Origin of the sequence: Pseudomonas fluorescens (assembly GCF_900636825.1) — a bacterium.
Taxonomy (GTDB): Bacteria; Pseudomonadota; Gammaproteobacteria; order Pseudomonadales; family Pseudomonadaceae; genus Aquipseudomonas; species Aquipseudomonas fluorescens_BG.
The window spans coordinates 3,010,927-3,026,705 of the sequence record NZ_LR134318.1 but is presented as its reverse complement, the minus strand read 5'-3'; the positions used below and the strand labels follow the sequence as shown (position 1 = coordinate 3,026,705).

At 56.7% G+C, this 15,779-nt stretch carries 16 protein-coding genes and 1 pseudogene; 8 read left to right on the top strand and 9 right to left on the bottom strand.

The window, feature by feature from the left end:
* Nucleotides 1-2 precede the first annotated feature (2 nt).
* Genes EL257_RS13630 through pelG form a run of 4 tightly spaced genes read left to right on the top strand, consistent with a single transcriptional unit; the run spans nt 3 to nt 5,219 of the window.
* On the top strand, nt 3-1,370 hold the full coding sequence (locus tag EL257_RS13630; protein WP_232013016.1) for a PelD GGDEF domain-containing protein: 1,368 nt from the start codon (nt 3-5) through the stop codon (nt 1,368-1,370).
* A complete protein-coding gene (locus EL257_RS13625) occupies nt 1,348-2,337 on the top strand; it encodes a HEAT repeat domain-containing protein (protein ID WP_126363307.1) in 990 nt (329 codons plus the stop codon). Before EL257_RS13630 ends, EL257_RS13625 begins: the two co-directional genes overlap by 23 nt.
* Complete coding sequence (gene pelF / locus EL257_RS13620; protein ID WP_126363305.1) at nt 2,334-3,848, top strand: GT4 family glycosyltransferase PelF; 1,515 nt, start codon at nt 2,334-2,336, stop codon at nt 3,846-3,848. The genes EL257_RS13625 and pelF overlap by 4 nt, the downstream gene beginning before the upstream one ends.
* Nucleotides 3,849-5,219 (top strand): exopolysaccharide Pel transporter PelG, encoded by a 1,371-nt coding sequence (gene pelG / locus EL257_RS13615; protein ID WP_126363303.1) that lies wholly within the window; start codon nt 3,849-3,851, stop codon nt 5,217-5,219.
* 89 nt (nt 5,220-5,308) lie between these two features.
* Here the strand turns inward: pelG and umuC are convergent, their stop codons facing one another.
* The gene (gene umuC, locus EL257_RS13610; RefSeq protein WP_126363301.1) at nt 5,309-6,589 is read right to left on the bottom strand and encodes a translesion error-prone DNA polymerase V subunit UmuC; all 1,281 of its coding nucleotides are present in this window, start codon (nt 6,587-6,589) and stop codon (nt 5,309-5,311) included.
* Nucleotides 6,576-7,007: a LexA family protein gene (locus tag EL257_RS13605; protein WP_126363299.1), complete on the bottom strand. Its 432-nt coding sequence runs from the start codon at nt 7,005-7,007 to the stop codon at nt 6,576-6,578. The genes umuC and EL257_RS13605 overlap by 14 nt, the downstream gene beginning before the upstream one ends.
* A 98-nt stretch (nt 7,008-7,105) precedes the next feature.
* On the opposite strand from EL257_RS13605, the gene EL257_RS13600 reads away from it, so the two are divergent.
* From EL257_RS13600 to EL257_RS13585, 3 genes are all read left to right on the top strand, one after another.
* A complete protein-coding gene (locus EL257_RS13600) occupies nt 7,106-7,816 on the top strand; it encodes an SOS response-associated peptidase family protein (protein ID WP_126363297.1) in 711 nt (236 codons plus the stop codon).
* Between the two features lie 557 nt (nt 7,817-8,373).
* Nucleotides 8,374-9,048, top strand: coding sequence for a cysteine hydrolase family protein (locus tag EL257_RS13590; RefSeq protein ID WP_126363293.1), 675 nt, complete (start codon nt 8,374-8,376; stop codon nt 9,046-9,048).
* 12 nt (nt 9,049-9,060) lie between these two features.
* Nucleotides 9,061-10,422, top strand: coding sequence for a purine-cytosine permease family protein (locus EL257_RS13585; protein ID WP_126363291.1), 1,362 nt, complete (start codon nt 9,061-9,063; stop codon nt 10,420-10,422).
* A gap of 123 nt (nt 10,423-10,545) precedes the next feature.
* On the opposite strand, the gene EL257_RS13580 is transcribed toward EL257_RS13585, so the two are convergent.
* Nucleotides 10,546-11,367 carry a DUF695 domain-containing protein gene (locus EL257_RS13580; RefSeq protein WP_232013091.1) on the bottom strand — a complete coding sequence of 274 codons (822 nt, stop codon included), beginning with the start codon at nt 11,365-11,367 and terminating at the stop codon, nt 10,546-10,548.
* Nucleotides 11,368-11,627: 260 nt separating this feature from the next.
* On the opposite strand from EL257_RS13580, the gene EL257_RS13575 reads away from it, so the two are divergent.
* Complete coding sequence (locus EL257_RS13575; protein ID WP_126363289.1) at nt 11,628-12,065, top strand: bleomycin resistance protein; 438 nt, start codon at nt 11,628-11,630, stop codon at nt 12,063-12,065.
* An 87-nt stretch (nt 12,066-12,152) separates the two neighbouring features.
* Here the strand turns inward: EL257_RS13575 and EL257_RS13570 are convergent, their stop codons facing one another.
* The 6 genes and pseudogenes from EL257_RS13570 to EL257_RS13545 form a co-directional block, all read right to left on the bottom strand.
* On the bottom strand, nt 12,153-12,635 hold the full coding sequence (locus EL257_RS13570) for a GNAT family N-acetyltransferase (protein WP_126363287.1): 483 nt from the start codon (nt 12,633-12,635) through the stop codon (nt 12,153-12,155).
* Between the two features lie 135 nt (nt 12,636-12,770).
* Nucleotides 12,771-13,142 (bottom strand): hypothetical protein, encoded by a 372-nt coding sequence (locus EL257_RS13565; RefSeq protein WP_126363285.1) that lies wholly within the window; start codon nt 13,140-13,142, stop codon nt 12,771-12,773.
* Nucleotides 13,143-13,180: 38 nt separating this feature from the next.
* Nucleotides 13,181-14,107: a CDF family Co(II)/Ni(II) efflux transporter DmeF gene (gene dmeF, locus EL257_RS13560; RefSeq protein WP_126363283.1), complete on the bottom strand. Its 927-nt coding sequence runs from the start codon at nt 14,105-14,107 to the stop codon at nt 13,181-13,183.
* 21 nt (nt 14,108-14,128) lie between these two features.
* Nucleotides 14,129-14,212: pseudogene (locus EL257_RS13555) on the bottom strand (metal/formaldehyde-sensitive transcriptional repressor); the annotation flags it as partial.
* A 126-nt stretch (nt 14,213-14,338) separates the two neighbouring features.
* Nucleotides 14,339-15,019, bottom strand: coding sequence for a hypothetical protein (locus EL257_RS13550; RefSeq protein WP_232013090.1), 681 nt, complete (start codon nt 15,017-15,019; stop codon nt 14,339-14,341).
* Between the two features lie 23 nt (nt 15,020-15,042).
* A complete protein-coding gene (locus EL257_RS13545; RefSeq protein WP_126368106.1) occupies nt 15,043-15,585 on the bottom strand; it encodes an adenylate kinase in 543 nt (180 codons plus the stop codon).
* Between the last annotated feature and the right edge of the window lie 194 nt (nt 15,586-15,779).

Sequence of the window (15,779 nt, the reverse complement as noted above, 5' to 3'; positions counted from 1 at the left end):
TAATGAATTCTCCACACATGGATTACAGCCTGGCGCCTCGCGCCAGCGGGCCGGTGTCTTGGCTGGAAACGCTGCTTGTGACGGGCCTGGCGATTGGCCTGGGCTTCTGGTTGACACCCGAAGATCCGTTGCAGATGCACGGCAGTTTCCCCTGGCCGGTTCTGGCGCCGCTGCTGTTAGGTGTACGGTACGGTTTCGTGCGCGGTCTGTTCAGCGCTGCGCTGCTGGTGGCCGCGGTGTTTGTGCTGCGCTATTGGGAACGCGAGGGATATACCGAACTGCAACCGTCGTTCATCGTCGGCGTGCTGGTTTGCGGGATGTTGGTGGGCGAGGTGCGCGACCTGTGGGTACGGCGTCTCGAACGCTTGCAGATGGCTAACGAATACCGTCAGTACCGCCTCGACGAATTCACCCGTGCCCATCAGATTCTGCGGGTGTCCCACGATCTGCTGGAACAACGCGTGGCCGGCAGCGACCAGAGCTTGCGCAGCTCTTTGCTGGGCTTGCGGGAAAAGTTGCGTGGCATGCCGGTGGAAGGTGATGCCCTGAGCGAACTGGCCGAGCCTATCGTGGCGATGCTGGGGCAATACGGCGCGTTGCGGGTGGCCGGGTTATACCGTGTCGATGAAGCAGAGAAAAACGTCTTGCACCAGCCATTGGCGCAAATCGGCGTGATGGGCCCACTGGGCACCGACGACGGTTTGATCAAACTGTGTCTGCAACGCGGCGAACTGGTCAGCGTGCGCCAGGAACTGATTGATTCGGGGAACGCGGCGCAATTCTCATCCTTGCAGGCCTGCATTCCGCTGATCGATGCCGAGGGTCGTCTGCTGGCAATCCTGGCGGTACGTCAGATGCCGTTCTTCGCGTTTCAGGATCGAACCTTGAGCCTTTTGTCGCTGTTGGCCGGGCACATCGCCGACCTGTTGCGCCGCGACCCGCAAGTGCTACAACTGCCAAGCGCCGATGCCCAGCAATTCACCCTGCAGCTCAAGCGCTCGCTAGTGGACGTTGAGCAGCACCAACTGCCGGCCGGTCTGTTCGCGTTCGAGATGACGCGAACCAACGATGAGCTGGCGCGCTTGATGGAGCGCAGCCAGCGGGGTCTGGATCTTCATCTGCCGGTGAACAATGCTCGAGACCACCGTTTGCTGCTGGTCTTGTTGCCGCTGACCAGTCCGGAGGGCGCTGAAGGCTATCTGGCGCGTATCGGCCTGTTGCTGCACGAACATTTTGGTCACGACTGCGATTTGGCCAGCCTGGGCGTGCGCGTCATGTCTTTCAACCTGGAGCCTGGCTGTGATCGCAACGGGCTGCGTAACTTCCTTTACAACGAGTGTGGCCTGAATGATCAGCAAGTGGCTGTTTAGCGGAGCACTGGTGCTGGAGGCGGGCAGTTGGGCCAGTTTGTGGCTTGATGCGCCGCAATTGCATCAGCTAGCGGTATTCAGCGTCACCCATGGCCTTGCCTGCCTGATGTTGTGCGGCGCCGTGTGGCTGTTGCTGCCGGCCCGCTATCGCGCCCCGTTGCCGTGGAGCCCGCTGTTCATTTTCAGCCTGGCATTTTTCATACCGGTGATCGGTACGTTGGGTGTGGTGGCGTCAATCTTCCCGGCGCTGTTCCTGCCACGCAAGCGCGATGGACAAGCCTGGCAGGCCGTTGGCATTCCAGGATTGCCGTTCCGCGCACAGTCGCAGATGCGAACGCCGATCTTTTCCGATGGCGGTTTGCAGGATGTGCTTCGCCATGCGTCCGATCCGGATCAGCGCCTGGCTGCGCTGTTGGCAACCCGACGCATGCCGGGCAAAGAAGCGGTGCCCATCCTCAAGCTGGCGCTCGGCGATCCAAGCGATGACGTGCGCTTGCTGGCGTACTCGATGCTCGACAAACAGGAAAGCGACATCAACCTGCATATCCAGATGGGCCTCCAGCAACTGGCCGATGTCAGCGAGCGCAACGCGGGCCCCGTGCACAGCAGGCTCGCGCGTTGGTATTGGGAGTTGGCGTATCTTGGCCTGGCGCAGGGCAGCGTGCTGGAACACGTGCTCGGCCAAGCCAGCGAACATGCCGAACAGGGTTTGGCGGCAGGTGAGGGCGGCGAACTGTTGTTGCTTGCCGGACGCATTGCCCTGGAGCTTGGTGAAAACGAACGCGCCGAAGCACTGCTGCACCAAGCAGAAGCGAATGGCCTGGACTCCGCACAGTTGCTGCCCTTCCACGCGGAACTGGCGTTTGAGAGCGGTCGTTATCATGAAATTTCCGGATTGCTGGCCAGACTTCCGGAAAAAACCCGTCAGCGCCCACCTTTCGCTGAGCTGGTGAGGAGTTGGCAATGAACGACAAGGAAGCGACACCGATAGCCGATATCTGCCTGTTGCTGGAAGGCACATGGCCCTATGTGCGCGGCGGTGTATCGAGCTGGATTCACCAGATGATCCTCGGCCTGCCGGAGCTGACGTTCTCGGTCATGTTCATCGGCGGGCAGCGTTCGGCGTATTCATCGCGGCGCTATGAAATCCCCGCCAACGTGGTGCATATCGAGGAAGTGTTCCTTGAAGACGCGACCCACGCCACTCACTTGCATGGCAAGCCGCGCGAGGCTGATCCTCAGCAACTGGCCGACCTCTATCGTTTTCTGCATCACCCGGATCAGCCAGAGCGCGAGCTGGGTGAGCGCTTGCTCAATTGCATCGCTGAATGCGACCTGACGCTCGACGATGTATCGCGCAGCCGCGCGAGCTGGGAAACACTGACCGAGGGCTATCGTCAGCATTGTGCCGACCCGTCATTCGTCAACTATTTCTGGACCCTGCGCTCCTTGCAGTCACCTTTACTGATGCTGGCCGAAGCGTCTCGCAAGATGCCGCGGGCGCGGGTACTGCATTCGATTTCCACCGGTTATGCCGGGGCGCTGGGTTGCATCCTCAAGCAACGGTGGAAATGCACCTATCTGCTCAGCGAGCACGGCATCTACACCAAGGAGCGCAAGATCGACCTGGCCCAGGCGTCGTGGATCGCCGAGAGTTCCGGTCAGGCGCTCAACCGCAGCCTCGACGGCGGTACCGGCTACATTCGCACGCTCTGGGTTCGATTCTTCGAGCGCATCGGTCAGTTGGCTTACAACAGCGCCGATCACATCATTGCCCTGTACGACGGCAACCGTCAGCGTCAGATCAAGGACGGCGCCGATCCGAGCCGCACGCAATTGATCGCGAACGGTATCGACCTGTCGCAGTGGGCCAGGGCCATGGAGACGCGCGAGCCGGGCATCGCATCGGTGGTGGGGTTGATCGGGCGTGTGGTGCCGATCAAGGACGTGAAAACTTTCTTGCGGGCCATGCGCGGGGTCATCACTGCCATGCCTCACATCGAAGGCTGGATCGTCGGGCCCGAGGAGGAAGACCCGGAATACGTCAGCGAGTGCCGCAGCCTGATGGCCAGTCTCGGATTGGAAGGCAAGGTGCATTTCCTCGGCTTCCAGCGTATCCAGGAGATCCTGCCCAAACTCGGCCTGATGGTGCTGACATCCATCAGCGAAGCGCAGCCGCTGGTGATCCTCGAAGCCTGGGCTGCCGGCACTCCGGTAATCAGCAGTGACGTGGGCTCGTGTCGCGAGCTGATCGAAGGCGGCAGCAGTGAGGATCGCGATCTCGGTGTCGCGGGCAAAGTCGTCGCAATCGCCGACCCGCAGGCCACCTGCGCGGCGATCCTTGAACTGTTGCGCAGCCCTGAACGCTGGGAAGCCGCACAGGCCAGCGGCCTGTTGCGAGTCAACCGTTTCTACACCGAAGGCTTGATGCTGCAGCGCTATCGCGACCTGTACCAGGCAGCCATGGAGAACAGTTAAATGGCCGGTATTGGCTTCGAACTGCGCAAGATTCTTTCGCGCGACTCTTACACCGCGACCCTGCACGCCTACGTCTACGCCGGCCTGATCAGCTCCGGGCCGTGGGTGTTGTCGATCGTCAGCGTGCTGCTGGTGGGTATCATCAGCGTGGGGCTTCTGTTACCCAACGAGTTGGTCGGGCAGTTCCTGGTGACGGTGACCTACCTGATGGCCAGCTCATTGATTTTAACGGGCGGCCTGCAGTTGTTTTTCACCCGTTTCGTGTCCGACCTGTTGTTCGAGCACAAGTACGAGAACGTCCTGCCTAACTTGCTCGGCATATTGCTGCTGGTCACCGTCGGTGCCGGAGTGCTGGGGATCATCTTGTTGGCATGGCTGTTCGATCAGCCGCTGATCTACCGCGTACTGGTGTTGTCGAACTTTGTGGTGCTTTGCAACTTGTGGCTGGTGATCATCTTTCTGTCGGGGATGAAAAAATACAACCGCATCCTGATGGTCATGCTGATTGGTTATTCGCTGATGGTCGCGAGTGCTTATCTGCTGAGCTTCCTGCGCATGCCCGGCCTCTTGTTGGCGTTATTGATAGGGCACAGCGTTCTGCTGTTCCTGTACCTCTACGACATCCTGCGCGAGTATCGGGCGGACAAGCTGATTGCCTTTGAATTCCTCGATCGGCGCAACGTGTTTCTGAGCTTGCTGGCGACCGGGTTCTTCTACAACTTCGGCATCTGGATCGACAAGATCCTGTTCTGGTTCAACCCCGGTACGTCCAACGCCGTCATCGGACCGCTGCGGGCGTCGATGCTCTATGACATGCCAATCTTCATCGCTTACCTGGCGATCATCCCAGGCATGGCGGTGTTTCTCGTGCGTATCGAGACCGATTTTGCCGAATGGTACGACCGCTTGTTCCGTGCTATCCGCGAAGGCGAGACGCTGCAGCACATCGGTTCGCTGAAAACCGAAATGACGCTATCCATCCGCCAGGGGCTGCTGGAAATCTGCAAAGTCCAGGGGCTTACAGTCGTGCTGCTGTTCCTCTTCGCACCGCGCCTGCTGGATTGGCTCGGCATCTCCAGCTACTACTTGCCGCTGTTCTATATCGATCTGATCGGGGTGAGCATCCAGGTGGTGTTCATGGCGTTGCTCAACGTGTTCTTCTACCTCGACAAACGTCGCGTCGTGCTGAATCTATGCGTGTTGTTCGCGGTATTGAACGCGGCCTTTACGTTATTGAGCATGCACTTGGGGCCTAGCTTCTTTGGCTATGGCTTCACGTTGTCATTATTGATTTGCGTGTTGATCGGCTTGGCCCAACTGTCGTCGGCGCTGGATAATCTGGAATACGAGACGTTCATGCTGGCTCGTTGACCCAATTGTTTCGCGTAGCAAAGGCACTTGCGGTTGACGCAAGTGCCTTTTCGTTTCGCCAGAAAAATTGCTCAGTGCCAACCTGGAAGCTATCTAGCCCTGACCGTCCACAGCTGATCGACTTTGGTCGTGTAACTCTGACTCATCAGTTCGCGGCGCATCGCCCACCCGGGCGTCGCCGGCACGCTGGCTAAACGCAACACTCCCTTTCCCCAGCGGCTATTGATCTCATCCAGCACGCTCATCACCTTGTCCGCCATCACAGGCTGCGAATGCGCAAACAGGTCATCGGTGAATTCGCCAGGCTGTCGCAAATCCATCAGCAGAACCTCAGCCTTGCTGTATTTGAATCCCGGCCGGAAGAGGCGGTTGACTGCCTCGGTGGCAGCCTTTGTCATGAGCCGGACGTCATTGGTCGGGTAGGGTAATTCAACCAGAGCGCCGTTCGCGTACTTCGCTTCCTCGGGGTTGAACATGCCGGTACGAATGCTCACGCGGATCTTCTTGCACAGCGAGTTTTGCGCGCGGAGCTTTTCTGCGGCGCGCTGGGTATAGGTGGCGACGGCTTCCTTGATCGGCTCGATCTGCGTGAGCCGATTGCCGAACATCCTGCTGCAGCAAATCTCTTGCTTGGGTGGGTCAGCTTCCCCCAATTCCAGACACGGCGTGCCGGCCAGCTCGCGGGCAGTCTTCTCGATCACCACGCTGAATTTCTGGCGAAGCATCCACGGATCGGCTTTTGCCAAGTCCATTGCAGTCTTGATGCCCATCGTTTCCAGATGCGCCTTCATGCGCCTGCCGATGCCCCAGACCTCGCCGACATCGGTGTTGCGCAGCGTCCAGTCGCGTTTGAACGGATCGCACAGATCGACCACGCCCCCGGTGATGTCCAGCAGCCGTTTGGCGGTGTGGTTGGCGAGTTTGGCCAGCGTCTTCGTGCGTGCAATACCGACCCCGACCGGGATGCCTGTGCGTTTGAGAAGGGTGGAACGCATGTGCCGACCAAACGCTGACAAATCCCCAGGCATACCCGTCAGATCGGCGAACGCCTCATCGATGCTGTAGACCTCAAGCGCCGGGACCATCGATTCGATGATCGTCATCACGCGCTCACTCATGTCGCCGTATAGCGCGTAATTACTGCTGAATGCCACAACCCCGTGTCGCCGCAGATGGTCTTTGATCTGGAAATAGGGCTGGCCCATTTTTACGAACGGCTTGGCGTCGTAGCTGCGCGCGATCACACAGCCGTCGTTGTTGGACAGCACGACGATCGGCGTCCTGGCGAGGTCAGGCCTGAAGACGCGCTCGCAGCTCGCGTAAAACGAGTTGCAGTCGATCAGGGCGAAAACCGGCTCACGTATTGTCATGATCGCGGACGCTGTATTTCACGACACCCCAGATCACCAGCTCATCGCCTTCCATGACATGTCGCGCCGGATATTTGGGATTCTCCGACAACAGCAGCACGGCGTTCTCGCGCAAAAGCAGGCGCTTGCAGAATGGCTCAGAGTTCAACGCGGCGATGACGATGTCGCCACTGACTGCCTCGATGCTTCGATCGACGATCACCAAATCCCCGGAATAGATACCCGCGCCTTGCATGCTGTCCCCGTCGATTCTCACCAGATACACGTGCGGCGCCCGGATATCGAACAGCTCATCGAGGGAAATGTGCTTCTCGATATGGTCAGCTGCGGGGGAGGGGAAGCCCGCTGGCACCTTGGAAGAATAAAGGGGCAGCGTCTTACCGCCGGTAGCAAGTTGGCCGAGGAGGGTGATGCTCATGATGCAAGCCTTAAAAGGTTAACTGTACATGCATACAGTTAACGATTTGATTCGCTTGCGGTCAATGTCATAGGTACGACAATTCGACGGGTGACAGCATGTGCGGACGCTATTCGATCTACGAATCGATGGATCACTACCTCAAAGAGCTCGCGCCAAAGCAGTTGGTGATCAATGGCTATGACCTCTGGCCAGTCGAGCGGTACAACGTCGCGCCGTCGACGCGAGTGGAGATCATACGGCCGGTGGAAGGGGGCTTGAGCGTTGATAAGGTCAAATGGGGATGGGCGCCTTTCTGGGCCAAGGGAAAGCGCCCTGACCCGATCAATGCCAGGGTCGAGACTGTCATCACCGGCAAGTTTTTCAATCAGCTTTGGCCGAACGGTCGCGTACTTGCCCCGGCGAACGGCTGGTTCGAATGGGTCAAGGATGCTGACGATCCAAAGAAAAAACAGCCCTATTTCATAACGCTGAAAGAACAGATTCCAATGTTTTTCGCCGGTCTGGCTGAAGTGCACGCAGGCTTGGAGCCGGATGATCGCGATGGCTTCGTCATCATTACTGCGGCAAGCGATGAAGGCATGGTCGATGTCCACGATCGCAAGCCATTGGTCTTATCGCCCGAGTACGCCCGTGAGTGGATCGATCCCGATACGTCGCCAGAACGAGCTCGCGAGCTTGCGACGCAGCATTGCAGGCCTGCTACGGATTTTCACTGGTACAAGGTTGGCAAGGATGTCGGGAATGTGCGTAATCAGGGCTCACAGCTGATTCAGCCGCTTTCGCTGGCGTCGGATGTGGATGATTGATAAAACAGTTGGCTAGCGCTGAAGTCAGGCCGGCACGTACCGGCGCCTTGGCGTTTGTCCGCTATGCAAGCGGGTGAATAGACGCGCGGATGCCGATGATACGTCTTGTAACAGACGTATTACGGTATACCACAGACCTGCAGTAACACTGCAGGCAATCAAGGCTGTAAGTGCCATTTTGCGGGGCTCAGAATCTGGCGCGACAATTGCTGTAGAGATCCGAAGATCTCTTTGAGAGTTTGTCATGGCACGCCCTGAACCCTTCATCACTGGTATCCGCACCCGCCTGTCCGGCCTGGGGTGCGGCTTGCCGTGCGGGGCCATGAGCGGGTTCTTGAGACGAGCTATTGCCCCATTGCAGATCACCCTTCAACGTCTTCCTGCCTCGGTAGCGGCCAAGCAAAATGGTTTCTGGCAAATAGTCAGCTGATTCCTTCCACGAAAGCGCCTCACGTCTTTCGCACGCAACGCTAACGCAGCGCTTTGCGTATCCCCCCGAACACCTCCTGGCGAACCCGTTGCACATCGCCCGGTGCTCTGTACCTGGAAGAAATCAAATGACTCAAGACACCGCTATTCTCGTGATCGATATGCAAAACGAAGACGGCTACCCTTTGCCGCGATTCGAGCAAGTGATCAACAACGCAGCAGCGCTGGTTGCCTGCGCCCGCAATATGCATATCCCGCTGTTTTACAGCCGCCACGTCAACGATGCCCAAGGCCGAAACCTGGCATTCGGCGAGCCGGTAGACGAGCAAGGCAGGCCGACCACCTACCGTGCCGATACGCGCGCTATTGAAATCATTGATGCACTGGCCCCGCAGGCCGGCGATGTCGTAATCGACAAGCAACGCTACAGCGCCTTTCATAAAACTGATCTGGCGGAAACATTGAAGAGGCGTGGTATTACCCGTTTGGTGGTAATAGGCGTGCTGACCGATGTCTGTGTGATGAGCAGCCTGTTCGATGCCTATCAACATGATTTCCAGCTGACGCTGGTTGCCGACGCCTGCGCAGCGACCACGACTGCGGCCCATTATTCTGCGCTGTTCATTCTCTCCAACTGGATCTACGGACTGGAAATCTTCTCCACCGAGCAATTACTGCGGCGATGGAACAACCTGCCTGCTGCTTCTCTGGTGACTGCAGAGCCCGATCATCTGGCCTTCGAGCCAGAAGCATTTATGCAGGCCATTGCCCATTTCGAAAGCCATCTCGCTGCGAATTGCTGACCGGAGAATGATATGAAAGTAGAAAAAAGAAGCATCGACTTCATTCCCGAAGCCGAGCGTCATGGTGAGCCTCGTTCCTTGTTTTTCGTCTGGTTCGGCGCCAATGCCAACATCACCACGGTGGCGGCAGGAGTGCTGCCAGTCAGCATGGGGCTCAATCTGTTCTGGAGCGCGTTGTCCATTCTGCTTGGAACCCTTGTGGGCGCATTGTTCATGGCATCACATTCTGCTCAAGGCCCAAGGCTGGGCATTCCGCAGATGATTCAAAGCCGCGCGCAGTTCGGGGTATTTGGCGCCATTGTTCCGCTGTTGTTCGTGATGCTGATTTACCTGGGTTTCTTTGTCAGCAACACGCTGCTGGCAGCCCAGGCAATCGCTAATTCCAGCCCACTCAACAATGTTGGAAACATTGTATTGCTCGGCGGGCTTTGTTTCGTGGTGGCCTTGTTTGGCTATTCGCTCATCCATCGTTTGCAAAAACTGCTTTCGCTGGTGTCGATCGCCGTATTCGCCGTCGCGACCTTGATTGCCATCACACTGCCAATCGAGCCCGGGCAATGGTCTATGGAAGGATTCAACCTTGCGCGGTTCCTCGCCTCGGTGAGCATTGCAGTGACCTGGCAGCTTTCCTATGCCCCTTATGTAGCCGATTACTCTCGCTACCTGCCAACCAGCACTTCGACACACAAGGTTTTCTGGTACAGCTATGTCGGCACGGTCATCGGTGGAAGCTGGATGATGCTGCTGGGCGCAGTGCTGGCCAAGGCAGTCGCAGGATTCTCTGACAACGTTGGTCTGCACCTCATCAGTGTGCTCGGCGGGGGAACATTGCTGGCTGTGGCTTTCGTGCTCTACGGTCAGATCGCGATCAACGTGTTCAATCTCTACGGGGCATTCATGTCGACCGTGACAGTGATTGAGCCCTTCGCTGCGCTGAGAGTAACACCCCGGGTTCGTGCCATGTTCATGCTGGTTATCTGTGCAGTGGCTACAGCGCTGTGCAGCCTTGCGCAGGATGACTTCATCCAGTTTTTCCTGAACTTCATCTTCTTCATGAGCTATTTCCTGATCCCTTGGACGGCGATCAACCTGGTGGACTATTACGCGCTTCGTAAGGGGATTTACCAGATAGCAGACATCTTTGAGCCTTCCGGCATCTATGGTCGGGTGAACTGGATCGCGATCTTTGTGTTCCTCGCGACCATCGCGCTGGAAATTCCATTCATGAATACCTCCCTCTATGTAGGACCGATTGCGTCGTCACTGCAGGGCATCGACCTGGCCTGGGTAGTAGGGCTGGTATTTCCAGCGAGTTGCTATTACGTTCTGATGATCAGGCGAGCGACATTGATTGCAAGCACCGAGAAGGCCTGAGACGCCCACACAGTGCGTCTGCCCCTGGAGGTTGAAACGCGTCTCCAGGGGCTGCGGCTATAACCAGTGCGCTTGTGGCTGCCAGCTTCTGCGCGTCGGTGAAGGCATTAGAACCATCGCGGATCATTCCACGCACTTCTTGGGCGTGATACGGATATCTTCAGGCCGGTTTTCACTACTTTGCTCGTCGGTGCTCAACGCTTGTTCTTTGCGTGCGCTCAACTCGATAGGGTATGGCCCGGTCTGCGCTAGAACAGCCTGTGTTTTAGCGATAAAAGCTTCGTCGCTTCGCGTATAGAAAATCCACTCCCGCTGGTGTCCACCAGTCCCGGTGCACACCCACTTCGCTAGCCCTTTATCCTGTACCGCTGGCAGTATCAATCTTTCCATTTCATCCATCCGGAAACGGTCTCGGGGCGGCGGTATGACACCCTCGGAGGCGTACTTCCAGGTGACCCGGATTTTGAAAGGTAGCGCCCGCTTTTCAGTCGCCGTTATCGAATCAGCACCCTTGTAGAGCATGGGAATGGGTGTATCCGGAAAATCAGATGCTTGGTAAGTATTGTCTTCAGATTCGACTACTACCTGTCGGGAATTAACGCCGGTATCGTCGAGAAGTGCTCTGAGAGCCTCCCTCTTGCTGGCTTCCCGATCAGCCAAACAGTTATCGTAATCCACGCTTTTAGCGCGCCCCGCATCCAGGCATGGGTCGCGCTCGACCGGTGGGGGCGAATTGGATTTTGAGCCGGAGCAGCCAGCGATCAGTACGCTTGCCAGCGTCAAAAACCATAGCCGGTTACGGACGCCCATTTGGCTGCGCGCCATGCCCAGTGGCTTTGGGCCGGAGAGTTCGCAGCCTTGGCGTGGTCGGCAAAGCTTTGCTGTGACGTACCGCACGCCATGGCCAGACTCCATCAAAGGGCGCTCGGATTTTTCAGTGACCATCGGTGTTTTTCCTTCAACTCGCGACCTCGTCCTGAAGACCGGTCTTGCCAACTAAATGCTAAGTGCCCAGGTAAGGCGCAACGGCTCATTCGTGGCGCCGATTCTGCCAGAGGGCTGCAGCGGTGGCGATAAATAGGCGGGACCATTGCGCCGGTAGGTAAGCCATGGCAGGGTTTGGAGTAACAAGATAACGCCCTTGCACCGATCGTTTAAAAATTCCAACGATTTGATGCGGGTTATCAACGACAAGGAGTTCGTTTATGAAAATGAATAATTTGGTTCCAGAGTTGATTGTTTCCGATTTGAAACGAAGCCTGGATTTCTACTGCCGAGTCCTCGGCTTTCAAATCGAATACGAGCGCCCAGAAGACAAATTCTCTTTTCTGTCTTTTCAAGGAAGCCAATTGATGCTGGAGCAGGATGATCAGGAAGAGTCTGCTTGGCGCGTCGGCCCGCTGGTTTCTCCATATGGTCGAGGAATGAATCTCTCGATTCAATGCTCCGATTCCAAAGCTATGGCCAAGTCGCTAAGAGACGCTGGTATCGAACTGCGCAGGCCCATTGAAGAATGTTGGTACCGAGACAACGAACGGCTGCACGGCGAGCTTAATTTTTTGGTGCTTGACCCAGATGGCTATCTATTACGGTTCAAACAAAGCCTGGGGGTCAGAGCAGTCGAGCATCAATCAATACCCTGAACCCGGAATGGCGCCCAAGGCGATTTGAGTATTTCAACGGCTGCTCTTCGCCCACCGTGTGTAAAGCGTATTTCGAGGTCCATCCAGCTAGCAAGCTGGGCCAGGCGTCGGAACGCTCCGACGAACATAATAATTGTCGAAGTCCGTGCTTTCGACGAATTGGAAGCCATGGCGGATATAAAAGCGATTCGACGCGCTTTCTTTGAGAGCTCCAACTTTGATAGGGAGCGCGGCAGCATCCGCCACTTTGAAAATCTGCGCGAGAACGACGGAGCCTATACCTGATCCTTGCGCGCTCGGTCTCACATACAAGTGGTCGAGCAAGAGTTCATTGTGGTGATGCTTGACCACCACAAAACCAACCCTCTCTCCAGATACCTCGATGAAGCGTGTGTCGCGAGCTTCAAAACCGCTAAGAAACCGCTCACGCGCACGCACCGGATCAAATCGGCCAACACGTTCCAGACTTTCGCGCATGGCCTCGATTCGTATGGCTACAAGATTTTCCAAGTCGCTTTGTTGAGCAGGAACCAAAATGACTGGGGAATTATGATTGGGTATCACGGACATATTTCGCGCTCTATTTCCATCCTGGAACGCCAGTATAGAGAGCCTGGTCAGTAGGGCCCAGTTGGCTTCACCGTTGAAAATCACCGCTGAACTGGTAAACAGAGATGCAGGGATTTTCGATTTCTTTGGCCATGGTCAACCGCTTTTGCCCGCACGTGATTGAGTCAGGCGGATTTTCCAGTCGCCTCCGTGAATTCGCTGACACTCCTCCTCAGAGTCGAATCGGACATTGTGGTCTGAAGGGATCAGCTCGATGTTGGCATCTTTCAACGCGATGGATGTCAGCTCAAAGATCCGCGCCTTAGCGTCAACCAGAGCGTTCTTTCGATCAGCCAGGGTCTCGAATACCCAGGTTATCTTCAGTGTTTCAGCGAATGCGTTCAGGTCAACGGTGTGGGTGAGCCAGGTAAAGCCTTGGATTTCACCTTTTGCTGTTTCGCACGCTTCGGTGAGTGTGGTTATCAACCGACGCTCGATTCGCGCCAGTTCACGTTTCCCTGGAGGCATTGCGGGTTCCTTTGAAGAAAGTGGGGAGGAGCGCTGGATCAGAGAGGCCGAAACTCGACCGTCAGATGACTGACTTCGTGAACTGGCTTGAGGCGCTCACGAATGCTGTCGGCGTTCGCAGTGGGCTCACCCAGGACGCTGCCGATGGCCGCATGGGCTTGTGGACCCACCCGCCAGACGTGCAAGTCCGTGATGGTGGCATCCCCCGGTTTCTCCACCAGTTCGCGAATTTCTTCGGCCACATGTGTGTCTGTCTGATCCAGCAATACGCCTGCGGTGATTCCTATCAAGGTCCATGCCCAGCGCGCAATGACAATGGCGCCGACAATGCCCATGACCGGGTCCAGCCACACCCAGCCGAGATACCGGCCGGCGAGCAGTGCAGCGATGGCCAGAACGGAAGTCAGCGCGTCTGCGATGACGTGAACGTAAGCCGATTTCAGGTTGTTGTCGTTACCGTGATGGTCATGCGCATGGGCATGGCCGTGATCGTGATCGTGCCCATGACTGTGTCCGTGCCCCAGCAACAGGGCACTGACAATGTTGACGATCAGACCGGCGATTGCAATGAGCGTAGCGGTGCCGAACTGAACTTCCGATGGCTGCAACAGGCGCATGACAGACTCAACGCCAATGCCCAGCGAGACCATGCCGAGAATCAGCGCCGAGGCGAAGCCGCCCAAGTCTCCGACCTTTCCGGTACCGAAACTGTAGCGCTGGCTGGAAGCGTGGCGTTTTGCGTATCCATAAGCCGCCGCCGCGATACCCAATGCGCCGGCATGAGTTGCCATGTGAAAGCCATCAGCCAGTAACGCCATCGAGCCCGTGATATAGCCAGCGGTGATCTCGCCAACCATCATGACCACGGTCAATGCCACAACCCAAAGCGTACGCTTGGCATTTTCGTCGTGCGCTGAGCCAAGGAACACATGGTCGTGTGTGTAGTTGATGTTCGTGCTGTTCATGAGCGCGCTCCTGAATGCGTTCTACTTGGAGTAACGACGGATGGCTTCGAGAAGCTCCTCAACGCCTTTGTTACGCTCTTCTTCGCTGAGAGCAGGGTTCGCCAACGGCCAAAGACGGACGTTCGCAAGTGGCCGCTAATGGCCAAGAGCAGTCGTTGAAATTTGCCCAAGGAGGTACACAAAAAAAACCCGCTTTGCGGGTTTTTTTCGAACCCAGGGTAGGAGCGCTAATTACTTGTTCCGCAATAGCACATACGCTTCACCGCCGTTTCGGTCATGCTGAAGAATAAAGTTGTTGTCCTGGATACGCACCTTCGATGGCACACGATCTGCTACCGGCGTTTGCGAGTAAGTCTGCGCGGCACTCAGTAGTTGGCGGGTCAGGCTGTCGTCGGGTTGCTCCGGGGTCGTAACGACGCATTCCTTTTCGGAAAGTTGCACGGAGAGGTTTTTGTCCGCGGTGAAGCCGATGCGCGTGAAACCCATGTCTTGGAGGTCGTTAATGCCGAACCGCTTGGCCGCTTCCGCAGATCCAGCGAATGAGGGGGCAGTCTTCAGACAAATGTCGACGAAGGCTTCGATAGCCTTGGAGGCGACAGGCGTCGATGCGGTTGGCGCTGCAGTGGTGCAACTGGCTAGTACTAACGGGCTGGACAAGGCGAGTGTGCGGAACAAAGTATTGGACATGAAGCGGGGATCCTTCCATTTGAAATTTGGACTGCAGGCGTGGGCTGGGTGGCGCGGGAACGGACCGCCTGCGAATGGTAAATTAAATGGACTACGGGGTTCACGACTTTGTGAACCCCGGCGCTTGCTGGCAATGCGCTCGCGACGTGAACCGGTATGCACCTGGATCAGCCTGACGGCGGTAGAGCCAAAGCGGAGATTGCTAAAGCGCGTGTTGAGATTCATGCCTAAGCCGTTCCGGTTTAGAGCTATTGCGTTGCTTGCGACAAAGCATGAATGACATCATCGGCCATCTTTTCGGCACTGTTCATCCCGTCAATCCGTAAGACCGGAGCGTTCCGCGTTGATAGCCACGCCTCGTGCCACGCTCGGTTGCGTCCTGAAAAGTTCGGATCGTCATACTGCGAAGCCCATTCCCGAAAGGCCACATGTATCTCATGCATGTCACCACCCGGTGCTATCCGATCTCCAAAGCGCTCCTTTTCACGTGCGGCCAGCCGTTCAAGGCGAACGGGCGTTGGTGTTACAACAAACACAATAATATCGACATGGGTGATCAGCGCTTCTCCCCACCCCATACAAGAACCGGTTAGCACCCAATCGTCGTCACCGAACTTTTGCTGGATCAATGACACGCGCTCACTGGGAGGTCGCTTGGTCGTAAAGGGAGGGTTAGTGGGCATCCAGAAATAATCATCGACATCGATCTGTCGTACACCGAGCAGAGTTGCGACGTTTTGACCCAACGTGGTCACGCCCGCGCACGAAGCACCTGTAATGTAAATCCGCAATTTTTCCTCCATGAATACAAGTCGGTTTCGAGGCAGGCAAAATATCTCATACACGGTCAGGTCTCACTTTTTTCTGAGCTGTGAATGACCGCTTCTGGCCGATATCTGCCTTTCGTGACGGTCAGCAATCGCCCAAAAGCAGCCGTCCGCAGTTTGCCCTTCATGTCATTTGGGCCGGCCTCTTCGCGAGCAGC

Bases quoted from the DNA above. Each gene is read 5' to 3' on its own strand.
- EL257_RS13630 (WP_232013016.1), top strand. From the start codon at position 3: ATGAATTCTCCACACATGGATTACAGCCTGGCGCCTCGCGCCAGCGGG.
- EL257_RS13625 (WP_126363307.1), top strand. From the start codon at position 1,348: ATGATCAGCAAGTGGCTGTTTAGCGGAGCACTGGTGCTGGAGGCGGGC.
- pelF (WP_126363305.1), top strand. From the start codon at position 2,334: ATGAACGACAAGGAAGCGACACCGATAGCCGATATCTGCCTGTTGCTG.
- pelG (WP_126363303.1), top strand. From the start codon at position 3,849: ATGGCCGGTATTGGCTTCGAACTGCGCAAGATTCTTTCGCGCGACTCT.
- umuC (WP_126363301.1), bottom strand. From the start codon at position 6,589: ATGACAATACGTGAGCCGGTTTTCGCCCTGATCGACTGCAACTCGTTT.
- EL257_RS13605 (WP_126363299.1), bottom strand. From the start codon at position 7,007: ATGAGCATCACCCTCCTCGGCCAACTTGCTACCGGCGGTAAGACGCTG.
- EL257_RS13600 (WP_126363297.1), top strand. From the start codon at position 7,106: ATGTGCGGACGCTATTCGATCTACGAATCGATGGATCACTACCTCAAA.
- EL257_RS13590 (WP_126363293.1), top strand. From the start codon at position 8,374: ATGACTCAAGACACCGCTATTCTCGTGATCGATATGCAAAACGAAGAC.
- EL257_RS13585 (WP_126363291.1), top strand. From the start codon at position 9,061: ATGAAAGTAGAAAAAAGAAGCATCGACTTCATTCCCGAAGCCGAGCGT.
- EL257_RS13580 (WP_232013091.1), bottom strand. From the start codon at position 11,367: ATGGTCACTGAAAAATCCGAGCGCCCTTTGATGGAGTCTGGCCATGGC.
- EL257_RS13575 (WP_126363289.1), top strand. From the start codon at position 11,628: ATGAAAATGAATAATTTGGTTCCAGAGTTGATTGTTTCCGATTTGAAA.
- EL257_RS13570 (WP_126363287.1), bottom strand. From the start codon at position 12,635: ATGTCCGTGATACCCAATCATAATTCCCCAGTCATTTTGGTTCCTGCT.
- EL257_RS13565 (WP_126363285.1), bottom strand. From the start codon at position 13,142: ATGCCTCCAGGGAAACGTGAACTGGCGCGAATCGAGCGTCGGTTGATA.
- dmeF (WP_126363283.1), bottom strand. From the start codon at position 14,107: ATGAACAGCACGAACATCAACTACACACACGACCATGTGTTCCTTGGC.
- EL257_RS13550 (WP_232013090.1), bottom strand. From the start codon at position 15,019: ATGAATCTCAACACGCGCTTTAGCAATCTCCGCTTTGGCTCTACCGCC.